This window comes from Aeromonas sp. R2-4, assembly GCF_040908365.1.
Taxonomy (GTDB): Bacteria; Pseudomonadota; Gammaproteobacteria; order Enterobacterales; family Aeromonadaceae; genus Aeromonas; species Aeromonas veronii.
Genome location: NZ_JBFODO010000004.1, coordinates 1 through 18,536, shown reverse-complemented (window position 1 = coordinate 18,536; position 18,536 = coordinate 1). Strand labels below are relative to the sequence as shown.

General features: G+C 61.3%; 14 protein-coding genes and 2 tRNA genes. 9 read left to right on the top strand and 7 right to left on the bottom strand.

Annotation, left to right across the window (positions count from 1 at the left end):
- Positions 1 to 77: 77 nt before the first annotated feature.
- From glpC to AB5Z05_RS01695, 4 genes are all read right to left on the bottom strand, one after another.
- On the bottom strand, positions 78 to 1,280 hold the full coding sequence (gene glpC, locus AB5Z05_RS01710; protein ID WP_075115084.1) for an anaerobic glycerol-3-phosphate dehydrogenase subunit GlpC: 1,203 nt from the start codon (positions 1,278 to 1,280) through the stop codon (positions 78 to 80).
- A gap of 51 nt (positions 1,281 to 1,331) precedes the next feature.
- On the bottom strand, positions 1,332 to 2,597 hold the full coding sequence (gene glpB, locus AB5Z05_RS01705) for a glycerol-3-phosphate dehydrogenase subunit GlpB (protein ID WP_139732243.1): 1,266 nt from the start codon (positions 2,595 to 2,597) through the stop codon (positions 1,332 to 1,334).
- A complete protein-coding gene (glpA, locus tag AB5Z05_RS01700) occupies positions 2,587 to 4,260 on the bottom strand; it encodes an anaerobic glycerol-3-phosphate dehydrogenase subunit A (RefSeq protein ID WP_368149953.1) in 1,674 nt (557 codons plus the stop codon). The genes glpB and glpA overlap by 11 nt, the downstream gene beginning before the upstream one ends.
- Before the next feature lie 238 nt (positions 4,261 to 4,498).
- The gene (locus tag AB5Z05_RS01695) at positions 4,499 to 4,954 is read right to left on the bottom strand and encodes a YchJ family protein (RefSeq protein WP_139478004.1); all 456 of its coding nucleotides are present in this window, start codon (positions 4,952 to 4,954) and stop codon (positions 4,499 to 4,501) included.
- Positions 4,955 to 5,077: 123 nt separating this feature from the next.
- Here AB5Z05_RS01695 and AB5Z05_RS01690 point away from each other — a divergent pair, with 123 nt between their 5' ends.
- The 4 genes from AB5Z05_RS01690 (at position 5,078) to AB5Z05_RS01675 (ending at position 9,996) form a co-directional block, all read left to right on the top strand.
- Positions 5,078 to 6,745, top strand: a complete 1,668-nt coding sequence (locus AB5Z05_RS01690) for a methyl-accepting chemotaxis protein (protein WP_100645734.1) — start codon at positions 5,078 to 5,080, stop codon at positions 6,743 to 6,745.
- Between the two features lie 132 nt (positions 6,746 to 6,877).
- A complete protein-coding gene (locus tag AB5Z05_RS01685) occupies positions 6,878 to 8,089 on the top strand; it encodes an ROK family transcriptional regulator (protein WP_005333476.1) in 1,212 nt (403 codons plus the stop codon).
- Between the two features lie 174 nt (positions 8,090 to 8,263).
- Positions 8,264 to 9,019: a tRNA-uridine aminocarboxypropyltransferase gene (locus AB5Z05_RS01680; RefSeq protein WP_368149952.1), complete on the top strand. Its 756-nt coding sequence runs from the start codon at positions 8,264 to 8,266 to the stop codon at positions 9,017 to 9,019.
- A 200-nt stretch (positions 9,020 to 9,219) separates the two neighbouring features.
- Entirely contained in the window at positions 9,220 to 9,996 is a 777-nt protein-coding gene (locus AB5Z05_RS01675; protein ID WP_323927944.1) for a TSUP family transporter, read from the top strand.
- Between the two features lie 76 nt (positions 9,997 to 10,072).
- Here the strand turns inward: AB5Z05_RS01675 and AB5Z05_RS01670 are convergent, their stop codons facing one another.
- Both AB5Z05_RS01670 and AB5Z05_RS01665 read right to left on the bottom strand, forming a co-directional pair.
- Positions 10,073 to 10,939 (bottom strand): LysR family transcriptional regulator, encoded by an 867-nt coding sequence (locus AB5Z05_RS01670; protein WP_368149951.1) that lies wholly within the window; start codon positions 10,937 to 10,939, stop codon positions 10,073 to 10,075.
- A 69-nt stretch (positions 10,940 to 11,008) separates the two neighbouring features.
- Positions 11,009 to 11,926 (bottom strand): DMT family transporter, encoded by a 918-nt coding sequence (locus tag AB5Z05_RS01665; RefSeq protein ID WP_368149950.1) that lies wholly within the window; start codon positions 11,924 to 11,926, stop codon positions 11,009 to 11,011.
- A gap of 173 nt (positions 11,927 to 12,099) precedes the next feature.
- On the opposite strand from AB5Z05_RS01665, the gene AB5Z05_RS01660 reads away from it, so the two are divergent.
- The 3 genes from AB5Z05_RS01660 to AB5Z05_RS01650 all read left to right on the top strand — a co-directional run bounded on the left by AB5Z05_RS01660 (position 12,100) and on the right by AB5Z05_RS01650 (position 15,796).
- Positions 12,100 to 12,978 carry a helix-turn-helix domain-containing protein gene (locus tag AB5Z05_RS01660; protein WP_159143798.1) on the top strand — a complete coding sequence of 293 codons (879 nt, stop codon included), beginning with the start codon at positions 12,100 to 12,102 and terminating at the stop codon, positions 12,976 to 12,978.
- A gap of 262 nt (positions 12,979 to 13,240) precedes the next feature.
- Positions 13,241 to 14,878, top strand: a complete 1,638-nt coding sequence (locus AB5Z05_RS01655) for an ATP-dependent endonuclease (RefSeq protein ID WP_107684874.1) — start codon at positions 13,241 to 13,243, stop codon at positions 14,876 to 14,878.
- 198 nt (positions 14,879 to 15,076) lie between these two features.
- The gene (locus tag AB5Z05_RS01650; protein ID WP_201941635.1) at positions 15,077 to 15,796 is read left to right on the top strand and encodes a hypothetical protein; all 720 of its coding nucleotides are present in this window, start codon (positions 15,077 to 15,079) and stop codon (positions 15,794 to 15,796) included.
- 94 nt (positions 15,797 to 15,890) lie between these two features.
- On the opposite strand, the gene glgX is transcribed toward AB5Z05_RS01650, so the two are convergent.
- Positions 15,891 to 17,954, bottom strand: coding sequence for a glycogen debranching protein GlgX (gene glgX / locus AB5Z05_RS01645; RefSeq protein ID WP_368149949.1), 2,064 nt, complete (start codon positions 17,952 to 17,954; stop codon positions 15,891 to 15,893).
- Positions 17,955 to 18,150: 196 nt separating this feature from the next.
- Between glgX and AB5Z05_RS01640 the strand changes: the two genes are divergently transcribed.
- Both AB5Z05_RS01640 and AB5Z05_RS01635 read left to right on the top strand, forming a co-directional pair.
- Positions 18,151 to 18,227 (top strand) — tRNA-Met (locus AB5Z05_RS01640).
- 94 nt (positions 18,228 to 18,321) lie between these two features.
- Positions 18,322 to 18,398 (top strand) — tRNA-Met (locus AB5Z05_RS01635).
- Positions 18,399 to 18,536 lie beyond the last annotated feature (138 nt).

Here is an 18,536-nt window from a genome sequence, read left to right as displayed (position 1 = left end):
AAAGAAGAGCCGGCAATTGCCGGCTCTTTGTTTATCTCTGCGTGGATTGTTTTTATGCGGCCGCAAGGGCCGGGGATTCAGGCCAACGCCTGGGCCAGCAGGTGGATCGGATGTTCACAGCGGAAGCTGGTGCTCATCTCGATCTGCCATTTGCAGGTCTCGCAGTCGGTGATCACCAGATCGGGGGAGAGGCGGTTGATTTGATCAAACAGCCCCTCGCCGATGGTCTGGCTGGTCTGGTAGTTCTCCGACTTGAAGCCGTAGGTGCCGGCGATGCCGCAGCACTGGGACTCCAGCACCGTCACCTTGACCCCGGGAATGGCGCGCAGCAATTCGAGGGTGTAGATGACGCCCCCCATCTTCTCCATGTGGCAGGGGGTGTGGTAGGCGATGTGCAGATTGAGCGGCTTCATCGCCGGTTTGTTGCCCTTGTAGAACTCGTTCCACAGGAAGCGGGTTACCAGCGAGATGCGATCCCGCACCTTGTGGTTGTCCTGCTCCAGCAGGTGGGGATATTCATCGCGCAGGGTAAAGCCGCAGGTGGAGGAGGTGGCCAGCAGCGGCATCTCGTTGCCCAGCAGGGAGTTCTCCATCTGCTTGATATTGAAGGCCGCCTGTTGCTTGGCCTTGTCCATGAAGCCGTTGGCAATCAGCGGTACGCCGCAGCACTTCTCCCGCTCAAGCAACTGCACACCGATGTTCATGGCGTTGAGCACCTGTACCAGCTCCTTGCCGAGTTGCGGGTGGTTGTAGTTGACGTAGCAGCCGTGGAAGTATGCGATCTGCCGCGCAAAGCGGGCCTGAGATTCTTTTTGCTTCTTGTACCAGCCGCGGAAGGTGCCCTGGGAGTATTTGGGCAGGTCGCGGTGGGAGGAGACCCCCAGCGCCTTGTCCAGCACCAGCTTCATCGGCTTGAGACCGGTGGTGAAGTTGACCACCGGAGCCATCAGGGTAGACATGCTGCCCATCAGATCGGTGTGGGAGAGCACGAACTCGCGGATCCCCGGTTTGAAGCCGCTGTACTGGTGTTTGGCCTTGGCGATGATGTCGCCGATGCGCACCCCGCTCGGGCAGGCTACTTCGCAGCGCTTGCAGTTGGTGCAGTGCTTGAGGGCGCTGTCAAAGAGCTCGGGGCTTTTGATGCGCAGCCGCTCCCCATCCGGGCCCGCCTGTTTCGGGCCGGGGTAGGCGGGGTTGGCCTTGGCCACCGGGCAGTAGGCGGTACAGACGGTGCATTTGATGCACTGATCGAAAGTTTGGTTGGCGTGATCCAGTAGCATGTCAGTTCTCCTCCCGGCGATGATGAAGACACGGGATATGGGACGTAGTAATCATTGGGCCGCGCCCAGAATATGGCCGGCAGCCTGCCAGCCGGTGGCAACGGCAACACCGGAGCCGGAACCTTCACGAATTGGGTCGTAATGGGCCAAGACACTGCCCGCGCCATAGAGGTTGGCGAGCGGCTTGCCACCGCGCAGCACTCTGAGCTTGTCGTCGGTCTTGACCCCGAAGCCCATGAAAGGGTGATGGTCAAACAGGCGGCGACCGGCCCAAGCGTCACGCTCCTCCAGACTCAGCACATCGGCATCGAAGATGGGCTCGCGAATGCCACGCAGACGGGATTCCAGCCCGCGGCTGAAGAAGCTGCCGGAGGCAAGCACGAAGTTGTCCGCCTCGAACAGCTGATCATCGCCATTCTGGGTATGTACGCCGACCACCCGGTCACCTTCGTAACGGGCGCCCAGCACCCGCTCGCTGGTGAGGAAGGTGCCGCCAAGGGCCATAAAGCGGCGCTTGAGCGCCTCCTGCATCCGCATACCTATCAGAGACGGCGGCATGGTGGCCACTTCCTTGATGGTGCAGCCGGTACGCTGCTCCAGCTCCGCCAGACGCGGGCCTACCAGCCCCAGCGAAAGGCAGGCGGGCAGCACGATATGGCGGCAGCCGGGTACACCGCTCTCCTGCACCATGCGGCTGATCTCGCGGGCCAGATCGGCCACCAGATGATGCTTGTCACACAGACGGGCGATATCGGCTGAGCGAAATTCGTGGGGATTGCGGCTGAATTCGGCCAGCTGGGGCAGGCGGATTTCGCCGGTCAGAATGCGGCAGTGGGCAAAGCGCGGATGGGTCGCCAGATTGGCTGCCGCCAGTGCCGGATGAAAGTCACGAAAGCCCTCGAGGGTGGCCAGCAGCAGTACATCCGGGATCGGCGCATCGGTGACGCAGGCACAAGTATCGGGGGAGAGCCAGGTGCGCTTGAGGGTACCGATGGGAGTCAGGCGCTGGTGATTGGTGTCGTGGCGCACCAGCGGCAATCCCTGCTCGGCGCAGTGGCGCTGCAGATCGGCCAGACTCGCTTCGATATTTTGCATTCCTACTTTGCTGTAGGGGTGATCCGGATGGGCAGCCATAAAGGCGGGCAGGGCGGCGCGGGGGTCTCCCTCGCTTTCGAGCAGATCGACCGAGCCGGAGGAGAAGTGCAGGGCACTCTGGCCGGAGGCCATCAGCAGGGTTTTCTGGCCCGCCTCTACCAGCCGCAGGGCTGCCGAGAGTCCCGCCATGCCACCGCCGATAACGATATTGTCAAACTTCATGACGGCTCTCCTTGTGAGTGGTCTCGCTGGTTGAGCCGCGTGGGGTATCGGCAACCAGCTGCGGCGCCGTCCACTCCCCCAGGCCAAACAGCCCTTCGTAGATCCAGTAGGTGAACTCGGCCTCGCGCAGGGCATCGCCCCACAGGACGGGGCGGGTTCCCTTGTAACGCTCCTCGAGGAACTGGCGCAGCATGACGCAGGCCTGACGACCGTCCGCCTTGCCATACTCCTGCATCAGGCCGGCAGCGCGGTAGGCACACAGCTCGCCCTGACAGGGCCCCATTCCCAGACGGGTGCGGCGGCGCAGATCGATGAGGTTGTCCACATCCAGCTCGCGCAGGGCGTATTCGATTTCACCCGCGGTGACCATTTCGCACTCGCAGATCAGGGCGTTGGCCTTGGGATTGTCACGGAAGAAGGCGATGACCCGCTCGCCGTGGCGGTATTGGGCTGAGCCTTCGACCGGCACCGAGAGACCGGGGGCGGAGACCTTTTCCGGATCCCGCGAGCCGGGCAGGCTCAGTTCGGCGGTCTGGCAGGGTTTGCTGTTACCGAGCTTCTTGGCCAGCAGGTCGGTGGCCCATTCGGCCATCAGGCGGTAGGTCATCAGCTTGCCGCCGGTGATGGTGTTGAAGCCCTTGAGACCGTCGCGCTCGGCGTGATCGAGCAGCACGATACCGCGGCTGATGTTGCGGCCGGTGTCGTCACCGTCCACCGCCACCAGCGGGCGCACCCCGGCGTAGGCGCGCAGCAGACGGGTTCGGGCCATGATGGGTGCGAGCTTGATCCCCTCGCGCAGCAGCACCTCTACCTCTTCGGGTTCGACGGTGAGCTGGTCAATCTTGTTGTAATCGATGCGACTGGAGGTGGTGCCGATGAGGGAGATGGTATCGCCCGGCACCAGAATGTCCGCATCCGCCGGTTTGCGGGCGCGGTTGAGCACCAACTGGTTGATCCGGTAATCCATGATTAGCAGGGAGCCTTTGGCCGGGAACATGCGGATGCCGAGATCGGCATATTCGCAAATTTGTTGGCCCCAGATGCCGGCGGCGTTGATCACCTCCTGACACTCCACCTCGAACGCTTCGCTGGTGCGGGTATTGATCGCCTTGACCCCGTGCACCCGATCCTGCGTGCGCAAGAGCCCCAGTACCTTGCAGTGTGTGAAAATGCGGGCGCCATGTTCTTTGGCGTCCAGCACGTTGGCGGCGGCGAGGCGGAACGGGTCGACCGTGCCGTCCGGCACATGGATGGCGCCGATCATCGCCGGGTTGGCGTTGGGCTCCATGCGCAGGGCTTCACGGGGATCGAGCTGGCGGGTTTCGATACCGGCCAGGGCGCAGGCATCCATAAAGGTGGTTTGGAAATTGATGTCATCTTCCGGCAGGGTGAGGAAGAGGCCGCCCGTGTCTTCGACACAGTGGCTGGCGATCCGCTTGAGGATGCGGTTTTCCTGGATGCATTCGCGGGCGGACTCCTGATCCGTCACCGCGTAGCGGGCACCGGAGTGGAGCAGGCCGTGGTTGCGACCGGTGGTGCCGGCGGCGATATCATCGCGCTCGAGCAGGATGCAGTCGATGCCGCGCAGTGCGCAATCGCGCATGATGCCGGCCCCTGTGGCACCGCCGCCTATGATGACGACTTGTGTAGTTATTCTTTTCATTGTTGCCCGTCTCATCTCTTCCAGATGAGGCCAGTGTGGCCTGCTTCTGAGTGGAAATGTTTGATATGGGCCAAATTTGCGTTCGTAAACGCTCATTTGCTCGCGCGTTAATGAGCATTATGTGACATTTGTCACGCTTGTTATCGCATCGGTTTGTGGGCTGCTGGCGAATAACAGGCACCAAAAAGGGGCATCGGATGCCCCTTGTCACTGTTTGACGAGTCTGGTGTGTGATGCGTCAGCCGCAGCACTTCTTGTGCTTTTTGCCGCTGCCACAGGGGCAGGGATCGTTGCGTCCTGCCTTGAGGGGGGCTGGATCCTGCTCTCCCTCGGTGTAGACCCAGCGCCCCTGATAACGCACGAAGCGAGAACGCTCATGGAGGCAGTGACGCTCATCCCCCTCCAGAAACCAGGCTTTGAACTCCACCATCCCGGTTTCATCCTCCGGACCGCCCTGGCTGGCGATGATCTCGAGACCATCCCAGCGGGTGTCGATGCGTGAAAGCTCTTCGGCGGTGAGGCTGCCAAGGTGGGCCGGGTGCCAGCTATGGACCAGATACTCTCCCAGACCGAGCACAAAAGCGCTGTAGCGCGAGCGCATCAGCTGTTCCGGGGTGTCAGCCACTGCGCCACTATGACGTGAGCCACAGCACAATTCGAGAGAAAGGGTTGAGCCGCAAGGACAAAGATTCATGATTTTCACGTTCTGGCCGATTTGTTTAAAGGAATTGTAACGAAAGCTGGGCTCGCCCTGCCAGCACCTATACTGATGAGTAAGCAAGGAATTCCAATAAAAACAGCTGCAAGGATGTGAAAGATGACGCTAAAGCAGAAAATCCTGTTACTGGGTGCAGTCCCCGTACTGTTGATGGCCCTAGTGGTCAATCTCAGTAACTACATGGTCTCCAAGAGTGATCTGGAGTCTGATCTGGTGGTGGCGAGGGAAAATGCCATCAAGGAGCGTAAAGCGCTGCTCAGCAGTTACATCATGATGGCCAAAACCGCCGTCGATGCCGTGTATTCCCTGCCGGATTCTCCGGAAAATCGTCAAAAGGTCAAAGAGTTGCTCAGGCCGCTGCGTTACAGCAGTGACGGCTACTTTTTTGTCTATGACTTCGAGGGCAACACCATACTGCTGCCGGTGCGTACCGAGCTGGAGGGGAAAAACCGCTGGAACGACAAGGATGCCAAGGGCAAGTTGCTGATCCAGGAGATCCTCAAGTCGGCCCGTCAGGGGGATGGTTTTACCGAATACTGGACGGCCAAGCCCTCCATCGGTCGCGATGCCCCCAAGCTGGCCTTTACTCTGGTGCTGGACAAATACCAGTGGGCCATTGGCACCGGTTTTTATATCGATGATATCGACAACGAGCTGGCGGCCCTGCGGGCAGAGCGCGAGAGCAATATGCATGCCTCGTTGCAGAGCAGTGTGCTGGTGATCCTGTTGATCCTCGGTATCACCCTGGCGGCGACCGTCATTGTGGGCAACCGGGTTACCAAGCCGTTGGCGGATGCGGTGCTGGCATTGAACGATATTGCCAACGGTGACGGGGATCTGACCCAGCGCCTCAAGGTGCAGAGTCAGGACGAGATTGGCCAGCTGGCCAGCGCTTTCAACCGCTTTGTCGAGCGGATCCAGTCGGTGGTGAGTCAGGTGGGCGAGACCAGCAACCACCTCTTCAGCGCGGTCGACAAGTTGCACCATCTGAGCGAGCACTATGACCATCAGATGCAGGGCCACAGTCGCGAGACCGACCAAGTGGTTACCGCAGTGACCGAGATGAGCTCCACCGCGCAGGAGGTGGCTGCCAGTGCCTCCAATGCCGCGACGGCAACCAGCGATGCGGCCCGTGAATCGGATGCCGCCCGAGGGGTGGTGAGCGGGGCCATCAACAGTATCAACCGGCTGGTGGGGGAGGTGCATACTGCCTCCGGCGTTATCGAACAATTGGCGCAAGAGACAGCCAAGATTGGCTCGGTGGTGGAGGTCATTCGCGGCATTGCCGAGCAGACCAACCTGCTGGCGCTGAACGCTGCCATCGAGGCGGCCCGCGCCGGTGAGCAGGGGCGGGGCTTTGCGGTGGTGGCGGACGAAGTGCGTTCGCTGGCTGGTCGTACCCAGCAGAGCACCAAGGAGATCAACGAGATGCTGCAACGTCTGCAGGGCGGGGTGAAGCAGGCGGTGGAGGTGATGCAGGCGAGCGAGGATCGCAGCCAGGAGACGGTGCAGGAGGCGAGCCATATCGCCAGCTCCCTCGACAGCATGGTGATGGCGGTCAGTACCATCAACGACATGAACATCCAGATCGCCACCGCCGCCGAGGAGCAGCACGCGGTATCGGAGGAGATCAACAAGAACCTGGTGGCCATTCAGCAGATTGTTAGCGAGCTGACCAGCGCGGCGGTGGAGTCCAACAGTACCACCCGCGATCTGGCCAATACCGGCGACAAATTGCGCAAACTGGTGTCGCAATTCCGTTATTGATCTTGCAATGGTCCGTGACGGCAACCACAAGATGCGGCCTGACCCCCGGTTCAGGCCGCACTTTATTTGGGGATTGACCAATAATGTGTGAAAATTGCCAGCCTCTTTTTTTCAGCCTTTGCCCCATACCCTATGAATGAGATCGTGAAAGGTAGTATCGATTTGATCCGGCAGCTCAACTACGGCCTGGTCTATGCCAGCCTGGAAGAGCACAAGGAGCTGTCGCGCACCGATCTCTCCCGCCTGACCGGTCTCTCGCCAGCCAGTATCACCAAGATCACCCGGGAACTGCTCGATGGGGGTCTGGTGGTCACCTGTGGTGAAAGTTCGGTGGGGCGCGGCCGTCGTCAGACCTTGCTGCGCATTAACGAGCGCCGCTTCCAGTTTCTCTCCATGCGTCTTGGCCGTGGCTACGTGGATATGGCGCTGTTTGACTTCTCCGGTCGCTCGCTGGCTCGCCAGCGCCACCTCTTTACCGAGGAGGAGCGCGCCGATCTGCTGGGCAGTCTGGTACACGCCATCAAGGTGTTTTTGCCGAGAAAGTCCCTCAGTCTGGCCTGTATCGCCCTCTGTCTGCCGGGTCAGGTAGAGCGCCACTCCGGTATGGTCAAGCACTTCCCCTTCTACGATCTGCGCAACTGGCCCCTTGGCCCGACTCTGCAACAGGCGTTCTCGGTACCTGTGCTGGTGAGCGGTGACGTGCGCACCTGGATCCAGGCCGAGCGGGAGTGGGGTGCCGCCAAAAATTGTGCCGATGCGGTGCTGGTGTTTGTCCACAACGACATCGGGGTCGGCATGGTGGTCAATGGTCAGCTTATCGAGAGCGAGAATGCGCTGCTCGGAGATCTCAGCCACCTGCAGCTCGAGCCCTATGGCCAGCGCTGCTACTGCGGCGGTTTTGGCTGCGCCTGCACCCTGGTGACCAATCAGGCACTGGAGGCGCAATACCGGGATCTGCGCGAGCGGATGCAGGAGCACGACTTGCCCGAGAGCGTCACCATCCGCGAGCTGTGCGAGCTGGCGCTGGCAGGCAACAGCCTTTGTCAGGATATTCTCCATCAGGCGGCAGGTCGCCTCTCCAAGGTACTCTCCAATCTCATCTGCCTGCTCAATCCGGGCAAGCTGCTGTTGGGGGGGGAAATCACCCGTGCCGATCGGCTGCTGTTCCCCATGCTGCACCAGTCGCTGGCCAGCCAGTTGCCCGCCGAATATCTGGTGCGGCTGCAGATTGAATCCACCCACTTCTACGAAGATCCCACCAAGCCCACTTCGGTGCAGGTGCACAAGGCACTGCGCGATGGCAGCCTGTTGCTGGAGCTGCTGCGCAGCTGTCAGGAGTCGTAAGGCAATAGGAGTTGGCACTGTGTCTGGCGAAAGGGGCAGGGATTGCTGTTCCGCCAGCACGTAACTGGGTACAATCTTGCGCTTTTCCGGCAGCCCCCCTGTTATCGCGCCCTGTGGCGCCATGACATGTTGGCACCGCTGCCGTTCCTGTTTTGACTCCAGTTGTGAACCTAGATGAAGCCTGTTCCTGATCACGCCGTCAACCGCCTGCGGGCCTGGCGCAAGAGTATCTCTACCCGACCGTTTCTTGCCCGTGGCGGCACCCTGGCTCGCTGTCCGGCCTGTCAGCTGCGCGAGGATTGGTGTGCCTGCGAGTGGCGCCCCGAGCTCAAAGCGGAGGCCGGTTTCTGCCTGCTGATGTATGATAGCGAGCCGATGAAGCCCTCCAACACCGGTCGCCTGATCGCCGATGTGTTGCCGGATACCACCTGGGCGTTTCTCTGGTCACGTACCCAGCCCCATCCCGAGTTGCTGGCCCTGCTGGCCGATCCCGTCTGGCAGCCCTATGTGGTCTTTCCCGCTTGCGAGAAGGAGCCTGCCCGCCTGACCGGCGAGGTGACGCTGGCACCGGGTAAAAAACCGCTCTTTATCCTGCTCGACGGCACCTGGCCGGAGGCGCGCAAGATGTTCAACAAGAGCCCCTATCTCGACGGTTTTCCGGTGCTCGCCATCAAACCCGATACGCTCTCCACCTATGGTATGCGGGTGGCCAACTGCGAGGAGCACCTTTGCACCGCCGAAGTGGCGGCCTGTGTGCTGGAAGTGGCGGGGGAGCTCAAGGCGGGGCAGGCACTGCAGCACTGGTTCAATCTGTTCAGCAGCCGCTACATGGCCGGTCGGGTCAGCCGTTTCCCCGGTGCCGATGAGGAGCATCTCCGTGAGGCGCTGGCGGCCATCAAGGAAGCGAACGTCGCTTCAACGGCTTGCTAACTGGCCTTCTGAGGGGGGGCCAGGGGCATGGCCGCTCAAATTAATGAAAATCAGGAATCAATTGGCTGCCACTGTTTCGTTAGATTCATGGTCAGTGGCTCGCTAGGATAGCGGACAGCCTGTGCCCCCCCGCACAACGTCGTTTTGGTTATATCCGGTTGCTCGACCCTTCGGGCAACCCGCTCTCGTGAGGTCTATGGATGGAATTGGAACTGGTTACCCTGTTTGCCCTGTTCGGTGTGGCGCTTGTCGCCGGTTTTATCGATGCCATCGCCGGTGGCGGCGGTCTGCTGACGGTGCCGGCCCTGCTGGCTACCGGCATGCCGCCCGCGCTTGTGCTCGGCACCAACAAGCTGCAGAGCAGTTTCGGCTCCTTCTCTGCCACCTGGTTTTATGCCCGCAAGGGGCTGCTGGAGTGGGCCATGATTTGGCCTGCGGTGATCTGCACTTTTATCGGTGCGGCTATCGGCACGCTGGCGGTGCAGACCATAGACGCTGCCATTCTCGAGCGCCTGCTCCCTTTCCTGCTGATGGCCTTTGCCTGCTACTTCTACTTCTCGCCGCGGGTAAGCGATGCCGAGAGCTCCCGCCGTCTGACTCCCATGCTGTTTGCGCTGCTGGTGGGGGGCGGGGTCGGCTTTTATGACGGCTTCTTCGGGCCGGGCACAGGTTCGTTTTTTGCCATCGGTTTCGTGGCGCTGGCGGGCTTTGGCATGGCGCGCGCCACCGCCCATACCAAGCTGCTCAACTTCACCTCGAATATTGCCTCCCTGCTGTTCTTTGCGCTTGGTGGCAAGGTGGTGTGGAGTGTCGGTTTTTGCATGGCGCTGGGGCAGTTTATCGGCGCTCGTTTTGGCTCCAAAATGGTGCTGAAAAAAGGGGTGAAACTGATCAAGCCGCTGCTGGTGACCGTCTCCTTGCTGATGTCTGTCAAGCTGGTCTGGAGCCAGTATCCGGAGCTGTTTGCCTGGATCTGATGTGCGCCTTGCTTGCCGCATCGCAATTGTTAACGGGGCCCAAGGGCCCCGTTGTCATATCTGCGGTTTTACAGCGCTAGCTCGGCGTGTCGCTGCGGTGGCGAAAGTGTTGGTGCAGGGCGCTCACCAGCCTGGCTATCCGCTCTCGCTTTAGGCTGTTTGGTCGGTAGACCAGATGCAGGGGACGGCCCAGTCCGGGCAGTGGGCGGGCCATCTCCCCCTGTTCGCCCACCAGCCCCAGCAGCCCTGCGGGGAGCAGCACAGGGCCAATGCCTGCCTTGGCGAGTTCGATGAGCGCCAGATAGGAGTCGAGCTCCATGGCGGGCTCCAGCCCCAAATCAGCCAGCGGTTCGCGCAGGTAGCGGTTGGAGGGGTTCTCCAGATCCATGGTAAGGATCTTGCGCCTGCTTTCTGCGCTGGCTGGTGGCAGGCTCTGCTGCGTTTCGCCCACCAGATAAAAGGGCTCCTCAAGCAGCAGATCGGCGTCGAGGCCATGGCCGGGTGGGAGCCGACCGGCGCAGATGCCGAGCAGGGCATCACCGCTGCGCACCCGCGCCAGAATGACCGGGGTGTGGTGGGTAGAGAGGGCAAGGTGGGGATCGCGCTCCAGATAGTCGCGCATAAAGTGGGCGAGATAACCCGCCAGCAGGGTTTCGGAGCTGGCGATGGGGAGGGGGCTCTGATCCGCCAGATCCTGACTATCGGCAAGCACCCCCTTCATCTCTGCCAGACTCGGGGCCACTCTCTCCAGCAGCTCCTGCGCCTGCGGGGTGAGCCGGATCTGGCGCCCCTCCGGCTCGATCAGCTTCTTGCCGAGGCGCTGCTCCAGCTGGGCAATCCGCTTGCTCACTGCCGACTGGCTGATATAGAGGCGGCTGGCCACCTTGGCCATGGTCCCTTCGCTCGCCAGCAGGCCCAGCGTCTCCAGCCCTTCCAGTAACATCTCGCCCCCTTGTTTATCGCCATCAGGATCGTCACAGATTGATCAGCGCTACCTTAGGGGCTGACTGGTTCAGGAGCAAGGGTCGTTTGCTGCCTTGGCCGGTCGAATGCGCCATTCACTTAAGGGCGGCGCGAAGATCACCAGATTGCCGATGAGGCTGATCACCACTCCGGCCACCGAGACCGGCTGCCAGACAAAGCCTTCATAAAAGGTGGATAGGGTAAGCGCCACTAGCGGAAAGAGCACGGTGGCGTAGGAGGCCTTGCTGGCACCGATGCGCCCCACCAGCGTCAGATAGGCGGTAAAGGCGATCACCGAGCCAAACAGGGCGAGGTAGACCATGGCTGCCAGATAGTGGCCATCGGTCGGTACCATCAGTTGCAGCCCGAGCAATATGACCCAGCCCAGCAACAGCACCACGCCGTAAACCATGCCCCAGGGCACCAGTTGCAGTACATGGTAGCCATGGCGCTGGCCCCGGGCCGAGACCAGATTGCCCAGCGAAAAGCAGAGGGTGCCGCCGCAGGCGAGCAGCAACCCCTTCCAGCCGTTTGCACCCAGTTGCGCATCCGCCAGCACCGGCCAGAACAGCAGCAGGGTGCCAAAGAGCCCCAGCAAGGAGCCTTGCAACCAGCGCAGGGTGGGGCGCTTGTTCTCGAACAGCCAGAGGTTGAGGCCGTTGAAGATGCTGGCACTGGCGAAGATCACTGCCGACATGCCGCTCGGGATATAACGGGTGGCGTGGTAGAAGCAGAGAAAGTTGGTGGAAAAGAGCAGGGCACCGAGCAGTGCTGCGTAACGCTGGCCGTGCCAGGGGAGGCGTGGAAAGCGGCCGCTGGCGGCGAGCAGTGCAAACAGCGCAACTGCTGCCAGCAGGAAGCGGTAGAGCACCGACACCTCGATGGGGATGGGGCCAAGTTGCCAGGCGATGGCAATCCAGGTGCTGCCCCAGATAAGCACGGTGGCAAGATAGAGCATCAGATTCATCACAGTTCCGGTGAGTCAGGGAGAGATGACCCACTATGGGGCGAGCCCTGATGGCTGGATTGCACCATCTTGCGGTTTTTCATCGCCCTGCGCTGTCATCTGCGGGCGCGGTCGGTAAGATGGATGGCAGCGGGATAACCCGTACACATAACCGGAACAGGTGGCAGGGGCGAATGAAAACAGCAGGGGTATTTGATGCACTGGTCAGCACCGGCGCCCAGCTGGAGGACGCTTGCTGGCTCGAACCCGGGCTCGGGGTGGCCAGTTGGCGCAACTGCTATGACCAGACCCGCTATCACAAGCCGGGCCACCACACCCTGAGCGTCTATCTGCAGGGGGGCGAGCAGACCGAGCGACTCGATGGGCCGGGTGGCCACGGCGGCACCGGCAAGGTGTGCATCATGCCGGATCACCACAGATCCGAGTGGCTGGTGCGCGAAGAGTTTCGCTTCTTTCATCTCTACTTCACCCCGGCTCACCTCACCCGTATCGCCGAGGAGGTGTGTGACAAGGAGGGGCGCCACCTGCAACTGGTGGACAAGACCTTTATCGACGATCCGCAGGCGGCTTCGCTGGTGCAGCGCCAGTTGATGCAACTGCAGTGGCAGCAAGGGGTCGATCGGCTGGCGCTTTCCCACGGCGCCTGGATGTTGATCCTCCACGCCTATCGCCACCACACCGAGGAGGCTCCCGGTTTGCCGCCTCTGCGCGGCGGGCTGGCGCCCGTGGTGATCAAGCGGGTGCAGGAGTATCTGCAGGCCCATCTGGCCGATTCGGTCACGCTGGCAGAGCTGGCGCAGCAGGCGGGGCTGAGCGAGTACCACTTCGCCCGCATGTTCGGCCAGAGTCTCGGCTGCCCGCCCCACCGCTATCTGCTTGGGCTGCGGCTCAAACGGGCCAAGCAGCTGTTGGCCGGCCCCGAGCCGCTGGCCAGTATCGCCAGTCAGTGTGGCTTCTCTTCCCAGGCCCATTTCGGCAATCGTTTTCGCGAGGCGTTTGGTTTGACGCCGGGGCAGTGGCGGGCACAATTGTCATCTTCCCGTCACAGATAACCCTGAGACTTTGGGCAAAAGAGGTGTACTCTCTACCACTTATCCATTGAAAGGAATGCCCATTGAATTATCGCAAACGTCAAATCCGTACCCGTCATCTCTGGTTCAGCCACTGGAATGCCCCGCAAGATCGCACCGCTGTTGTTACCCCTCCCGAACCTGCAGTGCCTCACAGTTCACGTTGAAAAAGCCCCGCCTGCGATAGGATTTTTCCGGTAACTTTGCCACTATTGCCCCATCACAATGATGTGGACACGGCTGGATGTTTCTGGAACGTATTGAAGTCAAAGGTTTTCGCGGTATAAATCGCCTGTCGCTCGGGCTGGATCAGACCACAGTGCTGATCGGCGAGAATACCTGGGGTAAATCGAGCCTGCTGCGCGCCCTCTGGTGTCTGCTGGGGCAGGATGCCGAGCCCTATCAGTTCACCGCCGAGGATTTTCACCAACCGGAAGATCCCGAATTGGCCCCGGCGCGCCACTTGCAACTGGTGCTCACCTTCAGTGAGCACAGACCCCAGATGTGTCAGCACTCCCGTCGGCTGGCCCGTCTTTGCCCCTCCTGGGTGCTGCACAAGGACAAATTCCACCGCATTCACTATCGCGCCAGCGCCGAGCTGCAGGCGGATGGCTCTGTGCTCACCATTCACGACTTTCTCGACGGGGTAGGCAAGAGCCTGCCCATCACCAACACCCACGAGCTGGTCTGCATGCTCATCACCATGAACCCGGTGTTCCGGCTGCGGGACGCTCGTACCGCTCGCAACGGGGTGGAGACATTGCAGTGGGGAGATCTCTCCGAGCATCGCCTGAGCGAGCTGGCGGACAAGCTGATCGATGAACCCCAGCGGATCGGCGAGCCGGAGCTCAAAGAGGCGCTGCAGGCGGTGCGCCAGTTGATGGACCACTACTTCAACGCTCTGGCCCCCATCAAGAACAAGCCGCGCAGTCAGCGCGACATCATCAATCGTCCCATGACGTTGCGCAATCCTGGCAACCTGCATACCCTGCTGCGCCGCGCCGATAACCGTGCGCTGCAGTTGGCGATGGCGGGGATGGCGGCTACCCTGCTGCAAGCGCGGGGCAACCGGGAGCTGGAGGAGGGGGCCCGTCCCATCATGATCCTGGAGGACCCGGAGAGCCGGCTGCACCCGACTATGCTGGCGCTGGCGTGGGGGCTGCTGGAACAACTGCCGGGCCAGAAGCTGCTCACCACCAACTCGGGGGACTTGCTCTCTTCCCTGCCGCTCAATCAGGTGCGGCGGCTAGTGCGCCGTCAGCAGGATATCCTCTGTCACCAGCTGGGGGGGGAGCGTTACAGCAGCGACGATCTGCGCAAGATCGCCTTCCACGTGCGGATCAACCGCCCCATGTCGCTGTTTGCCCGTTGCTGGCTGCTGGTGGAGGGGGAGACCGAGATCTGGCTGCTCTCCGAGCTGGCCCAGATCTGCGGTTACAGTTTGCGGGCCGAGGGGGTGCGGATCATCGAGTTTGCCCAGTGCGGCCAGTCGCCGCTGATCAAGGTGGCGCGGGATTTTGGCATCGAGTGGCACCTGTTGACCGATGGCGACGAGGCGGGGCTCAAGTATGCCACCTCGGCCCGGGGCCAGCTCAAGGGAGAGCGGGAGCGGGACCGACTGACCCAGCTCCCTGCCGCAGACATCGAGCACTACCTCTATCACAACGGTTTTGAAGCTGTGTTTCGTCGCGAGGCCGGGGTGGGCGGGCGCGCCATGTGGAGCGCCAGTCACATCATCAACAAGGCTATTCATCACCGCAGCAAGCCGGGAATGGCGCTGGCGGTGGTGGAAGAGGCGGAGCGGCTCGGCGCCGAACATATTCCGCCGGTGATCCGCCAGATGTTTGCCCGGGTGGTGGCGCTGGCCCGCGGTCAGGGCTAACGCCAGCGCTGCATCCCGTCACTATGGATATGGCTGCCAGCAGGGCGCCCCTCAAGGTGGGCTCTGCTGGCAGCAAATTGCCCCGGATAGTTTGCCCACGATTGTTTGTCGCGATTGGGGATAGCCGCCGGTTTGGGTATACTCGCCCCTCTCTGGCGCCCCGGTGGCGCACCTCGAATCTTTACTGCTGGAGGCGTCGTGTTCGTCCAACTCCCTTTTTGGCTCTTTCCCCTCACCGGATTGATGGCGCTTGGCGCCCTGATCGCCCTCGGTATCGTGCTGTGGCGCGGTGATATCTGCCCTGGCCAGCGCTCGCGCATCACTCAGCAGCTCTTCTCCATCTGGGTCATTACCGCGCTCTCCCTGATGCTGGCGGTAGAGGCCAAGGCGGCCAGCTGGCTCATCTGGAGTGGTGGGGGCGCACTGGTGCTCGGAGTCGGCTTGTCACTGGCCCAGTCACGGCTGGAGGGCAAGCGTTCAGTCCCCTCGACACTGCTCTGGCTACCAGCGTTGCCGCTCGCTCTCTATGGCATCGGGCTGCTGCAACTGCAGGGGTGGGTGAGCGGCCTGCTGCAGATGGCGATACTGGGGGCTGCCTTTGCCCACCTGATGCTGCTGCGGGCCCGTCATCGTCTCAAGGCATTCAACACCCTGTTGCCGCTGGCCGGTCTGGTGGGGGCGATGGCCAGCCTTGTCTGGCTGGCAGTGCTGGTGGGCTGGCAAGGGGGTGAGGCCAATCTCGATGCCCTGATCCCGGCGGTGGTGACCCAGGCAGCGCTGTTGGTGGCCTCTCTGCTGCTCTGGTTCAGTCCGCTCTATCTGCAGCGTGATACCGCGCCTGTGGTGGTCTCCACTTCGCTTTGCGGCCTGCTGATCGCCCAGATTGCCGCTACCAGTGTGTTGCACCAGCTGATCTGATACTTGCTCTGAAAAGAGAAAGCCCCGAGCCTTGGCTCGGGGCTTTTGCATATCTGGCTTGCAGGAATCGCAACTATCAATTCACAGCAATCGATCAATAGAAATCGTCGGCCCCGCAGATAAAGAGGCAACTGCTGCGCGGCTGGGCGAGATACTCCCGGGTCAATCCCTCCAGCGGCATGCCGAAGGTGCAGATATCTTGCGGCGAGGGGAGGGCGGTATCGAGGATCCGCCGCCAGTAGCCGCCGACCCCCTTGGGGGGGCTCGGTAGGTTAAAGGTGAGGGGTTCCCAGTAGGCGTTGAACAGCACATAGAGCGCCAGCTTGGTTTCGCTCGACAGCGCTGACATGGCGATGGCGTGGGAGTGGGGGCTGAAATCCGGTTGCCCGGCGTTGACCCCGTGCCAGCAGATCTCGCTGTGGCGCAGGATCTCGGTGAGCGACAGCGGCATGCTCTCCTGCTCCGGGCGCTGGAACAGGTGTTTGCGGTACTGGATCAGCTCCTTCATAAAGCGGAACATCTCCTGACTGCGGGCATTGGGCAGCCAGTTCATCCAGCAGGTGGCATTGTCCTGACAGTAGCCGTTGTTGTTGCCCCGCTGGGTGCGCAGCAGCTCATCCCCCATCAGCAGCATGGGGGAGCCCACCGAGAGCAGGGTCGCCACCATCATGTTTTTGGCCTGGCGCATCCGCAGGGCGTTGATCTGGGGATCTTCCGTTACCCCTTCATGGCCGTGGTTCCAGCTGAAGTTGTGATCGCAACCGTCACGGTTCTCCTCCCCGTTGGCCTCGTTGTGTTTGCTGTTGTAACTGGCCCAGTCCCACAGGGTAAACCCGTCGTGACAGGTGACGAAGTTGATGCTTTTCTCGGGATCGGCGTGGTGATAGTGGTAGATGTCGGGGCTGCCGCAGAGCCGCTCGACAAAGGCGGTGACGCTGTTGTCATCCCCGCGCAGAAAGCGGCGCACATCATCCCGGAACTGGCCGTTCCACTCACGCCAGCGGGCGCCGGCCAGTGACCCCACCTGATAGAGCCCCCCCGCGTCCCAGGCTTCGGCAATCAGCTTGATGTCGGCGATGTTGGGGTCGGTATCTATGGTGCGCAAGGTAGGCGCATTGGCCTGCGGCTGACCCGATTCATCCCGCGACAGAATGGCGGCCAGATCAAACCGAAAGCCATCGACGTGCATCTCCTGACGCCAGAAGTGGAGGCTGTCCATGATCATCCGCAGCACCACCGGATGGGCGCCGTTGAAGGTGTTGCCGCAGCCCGAATAGTTGGTGTCCTTCTGGTTGTTGTCGAGGATGTAGTAGGCCTCGTTGTCGATGCCGCGAAACGAGAAGGTGGGGCCATCATCACCCCCTTCGGCGGTGTGGTTGTAAACCACGTCCAGGATCACCTCGATATTGGCCTTGTGCAGCGCCTTGACCATGTCGCGAAATTCGGTCAGCGGATCATCGCCGCAGGCGTACTGGGCGTGGGGGGCGAAAAAGGACATGGGGCTGTAACCCCAGTAGTTGGAGAGTCCTTTGGGCGCATCCTGAGGATCGAACTGGAACACCGGCAGCAGCTCGACGGCGGTGACGCCGAGAGATTGCAGATAGGGGATCTTCTCAATCAATCCGAGATAGGTGCCACGCAGCGCCGGATCGACTCCGGAGCTCGGGGACTTGGTAAAGCCCCCCAGATGCAATTCGTAGATCACCGAGCGGGAGAGGGAGTGTGCGGGCAGTTTGTCTCCTTCCCAGTCGTAGTGGCGAGTATCGACCACCTTGTTCTTGGCGCAACAAGCCAGATTGCTGCCTGGACGGGCCGCCGCCCATCGATCGTAATTGGCGCCAAGCTCGATGCTGCGGCCGTAAGGGTCGAGCAACACCTTCTCGGCATCGAAGCGGGTGCCGCCATATGGGCGCCATGGGCCCTGAATGCGATAGGCGTAACGCTGCCCGACCAAGATCCCCTCCACATGGATATGCCAGTAGTAGGCGGTGCGGTTTAGGCGCGGGGAGAGGGGGATCACCTCGGGGGTCGCATCGTCTGCGCTTGCGAAGAGCAGTAGTTCGACCCGGCTGGCGAGGCGTGCCCAGATCGCGAAGTTGACGCCGTTACTGTCGGGTGTGGCCCCCAACTGACGGCAGTGACCGGCGGAGATGCGCATATTCTACCTACCCAAAATGAGGAGTGTTCACCTTATTGAGTGTAGTGCCGGATGCCTGGCAAGGACTCGATTGCTTGAAAAAACAGCATGATGCTGCTAATGACCGCACTATTTGTCCGATTAATCTACGAATAAACTTTTTTTGAGATATTTACTTGCAATCTGTGCGCTGGCGCCTATTATTGGCGACCTCAGACGCGGGGTGGAGCAGCCCGGTAGCTCGTCGGGCTCATAACCCGAAGGTCGTCAGTTCAAATCTGGCCCCCGCAACCATCTGAGATCCTGACCCGTCAAACCGGTATAACCGGTTGGTGGAAAAGGAGAAATCGAACTGGCTACTGCTCGGCCACTTCGAGAAAAATTCGGACGCGGGGTGGAGCAGCTCGGTAGCTCGTCGGGCTCATAACCCGAAGGTCGTCGGTTCAAATCCGGCCCCCGCAACCAACTCTTTCGTCAGCTTGCGATTGTGTAAACAGTCGAAAGCAGGCAAACGCCACCAAGCTACTGCTCGGCTTGAGGGTGACAATTCGGACGCGGGGTGGAGCAGCTCGGTAGCTCGTCGGGCTCATAACCCGAAGGTCG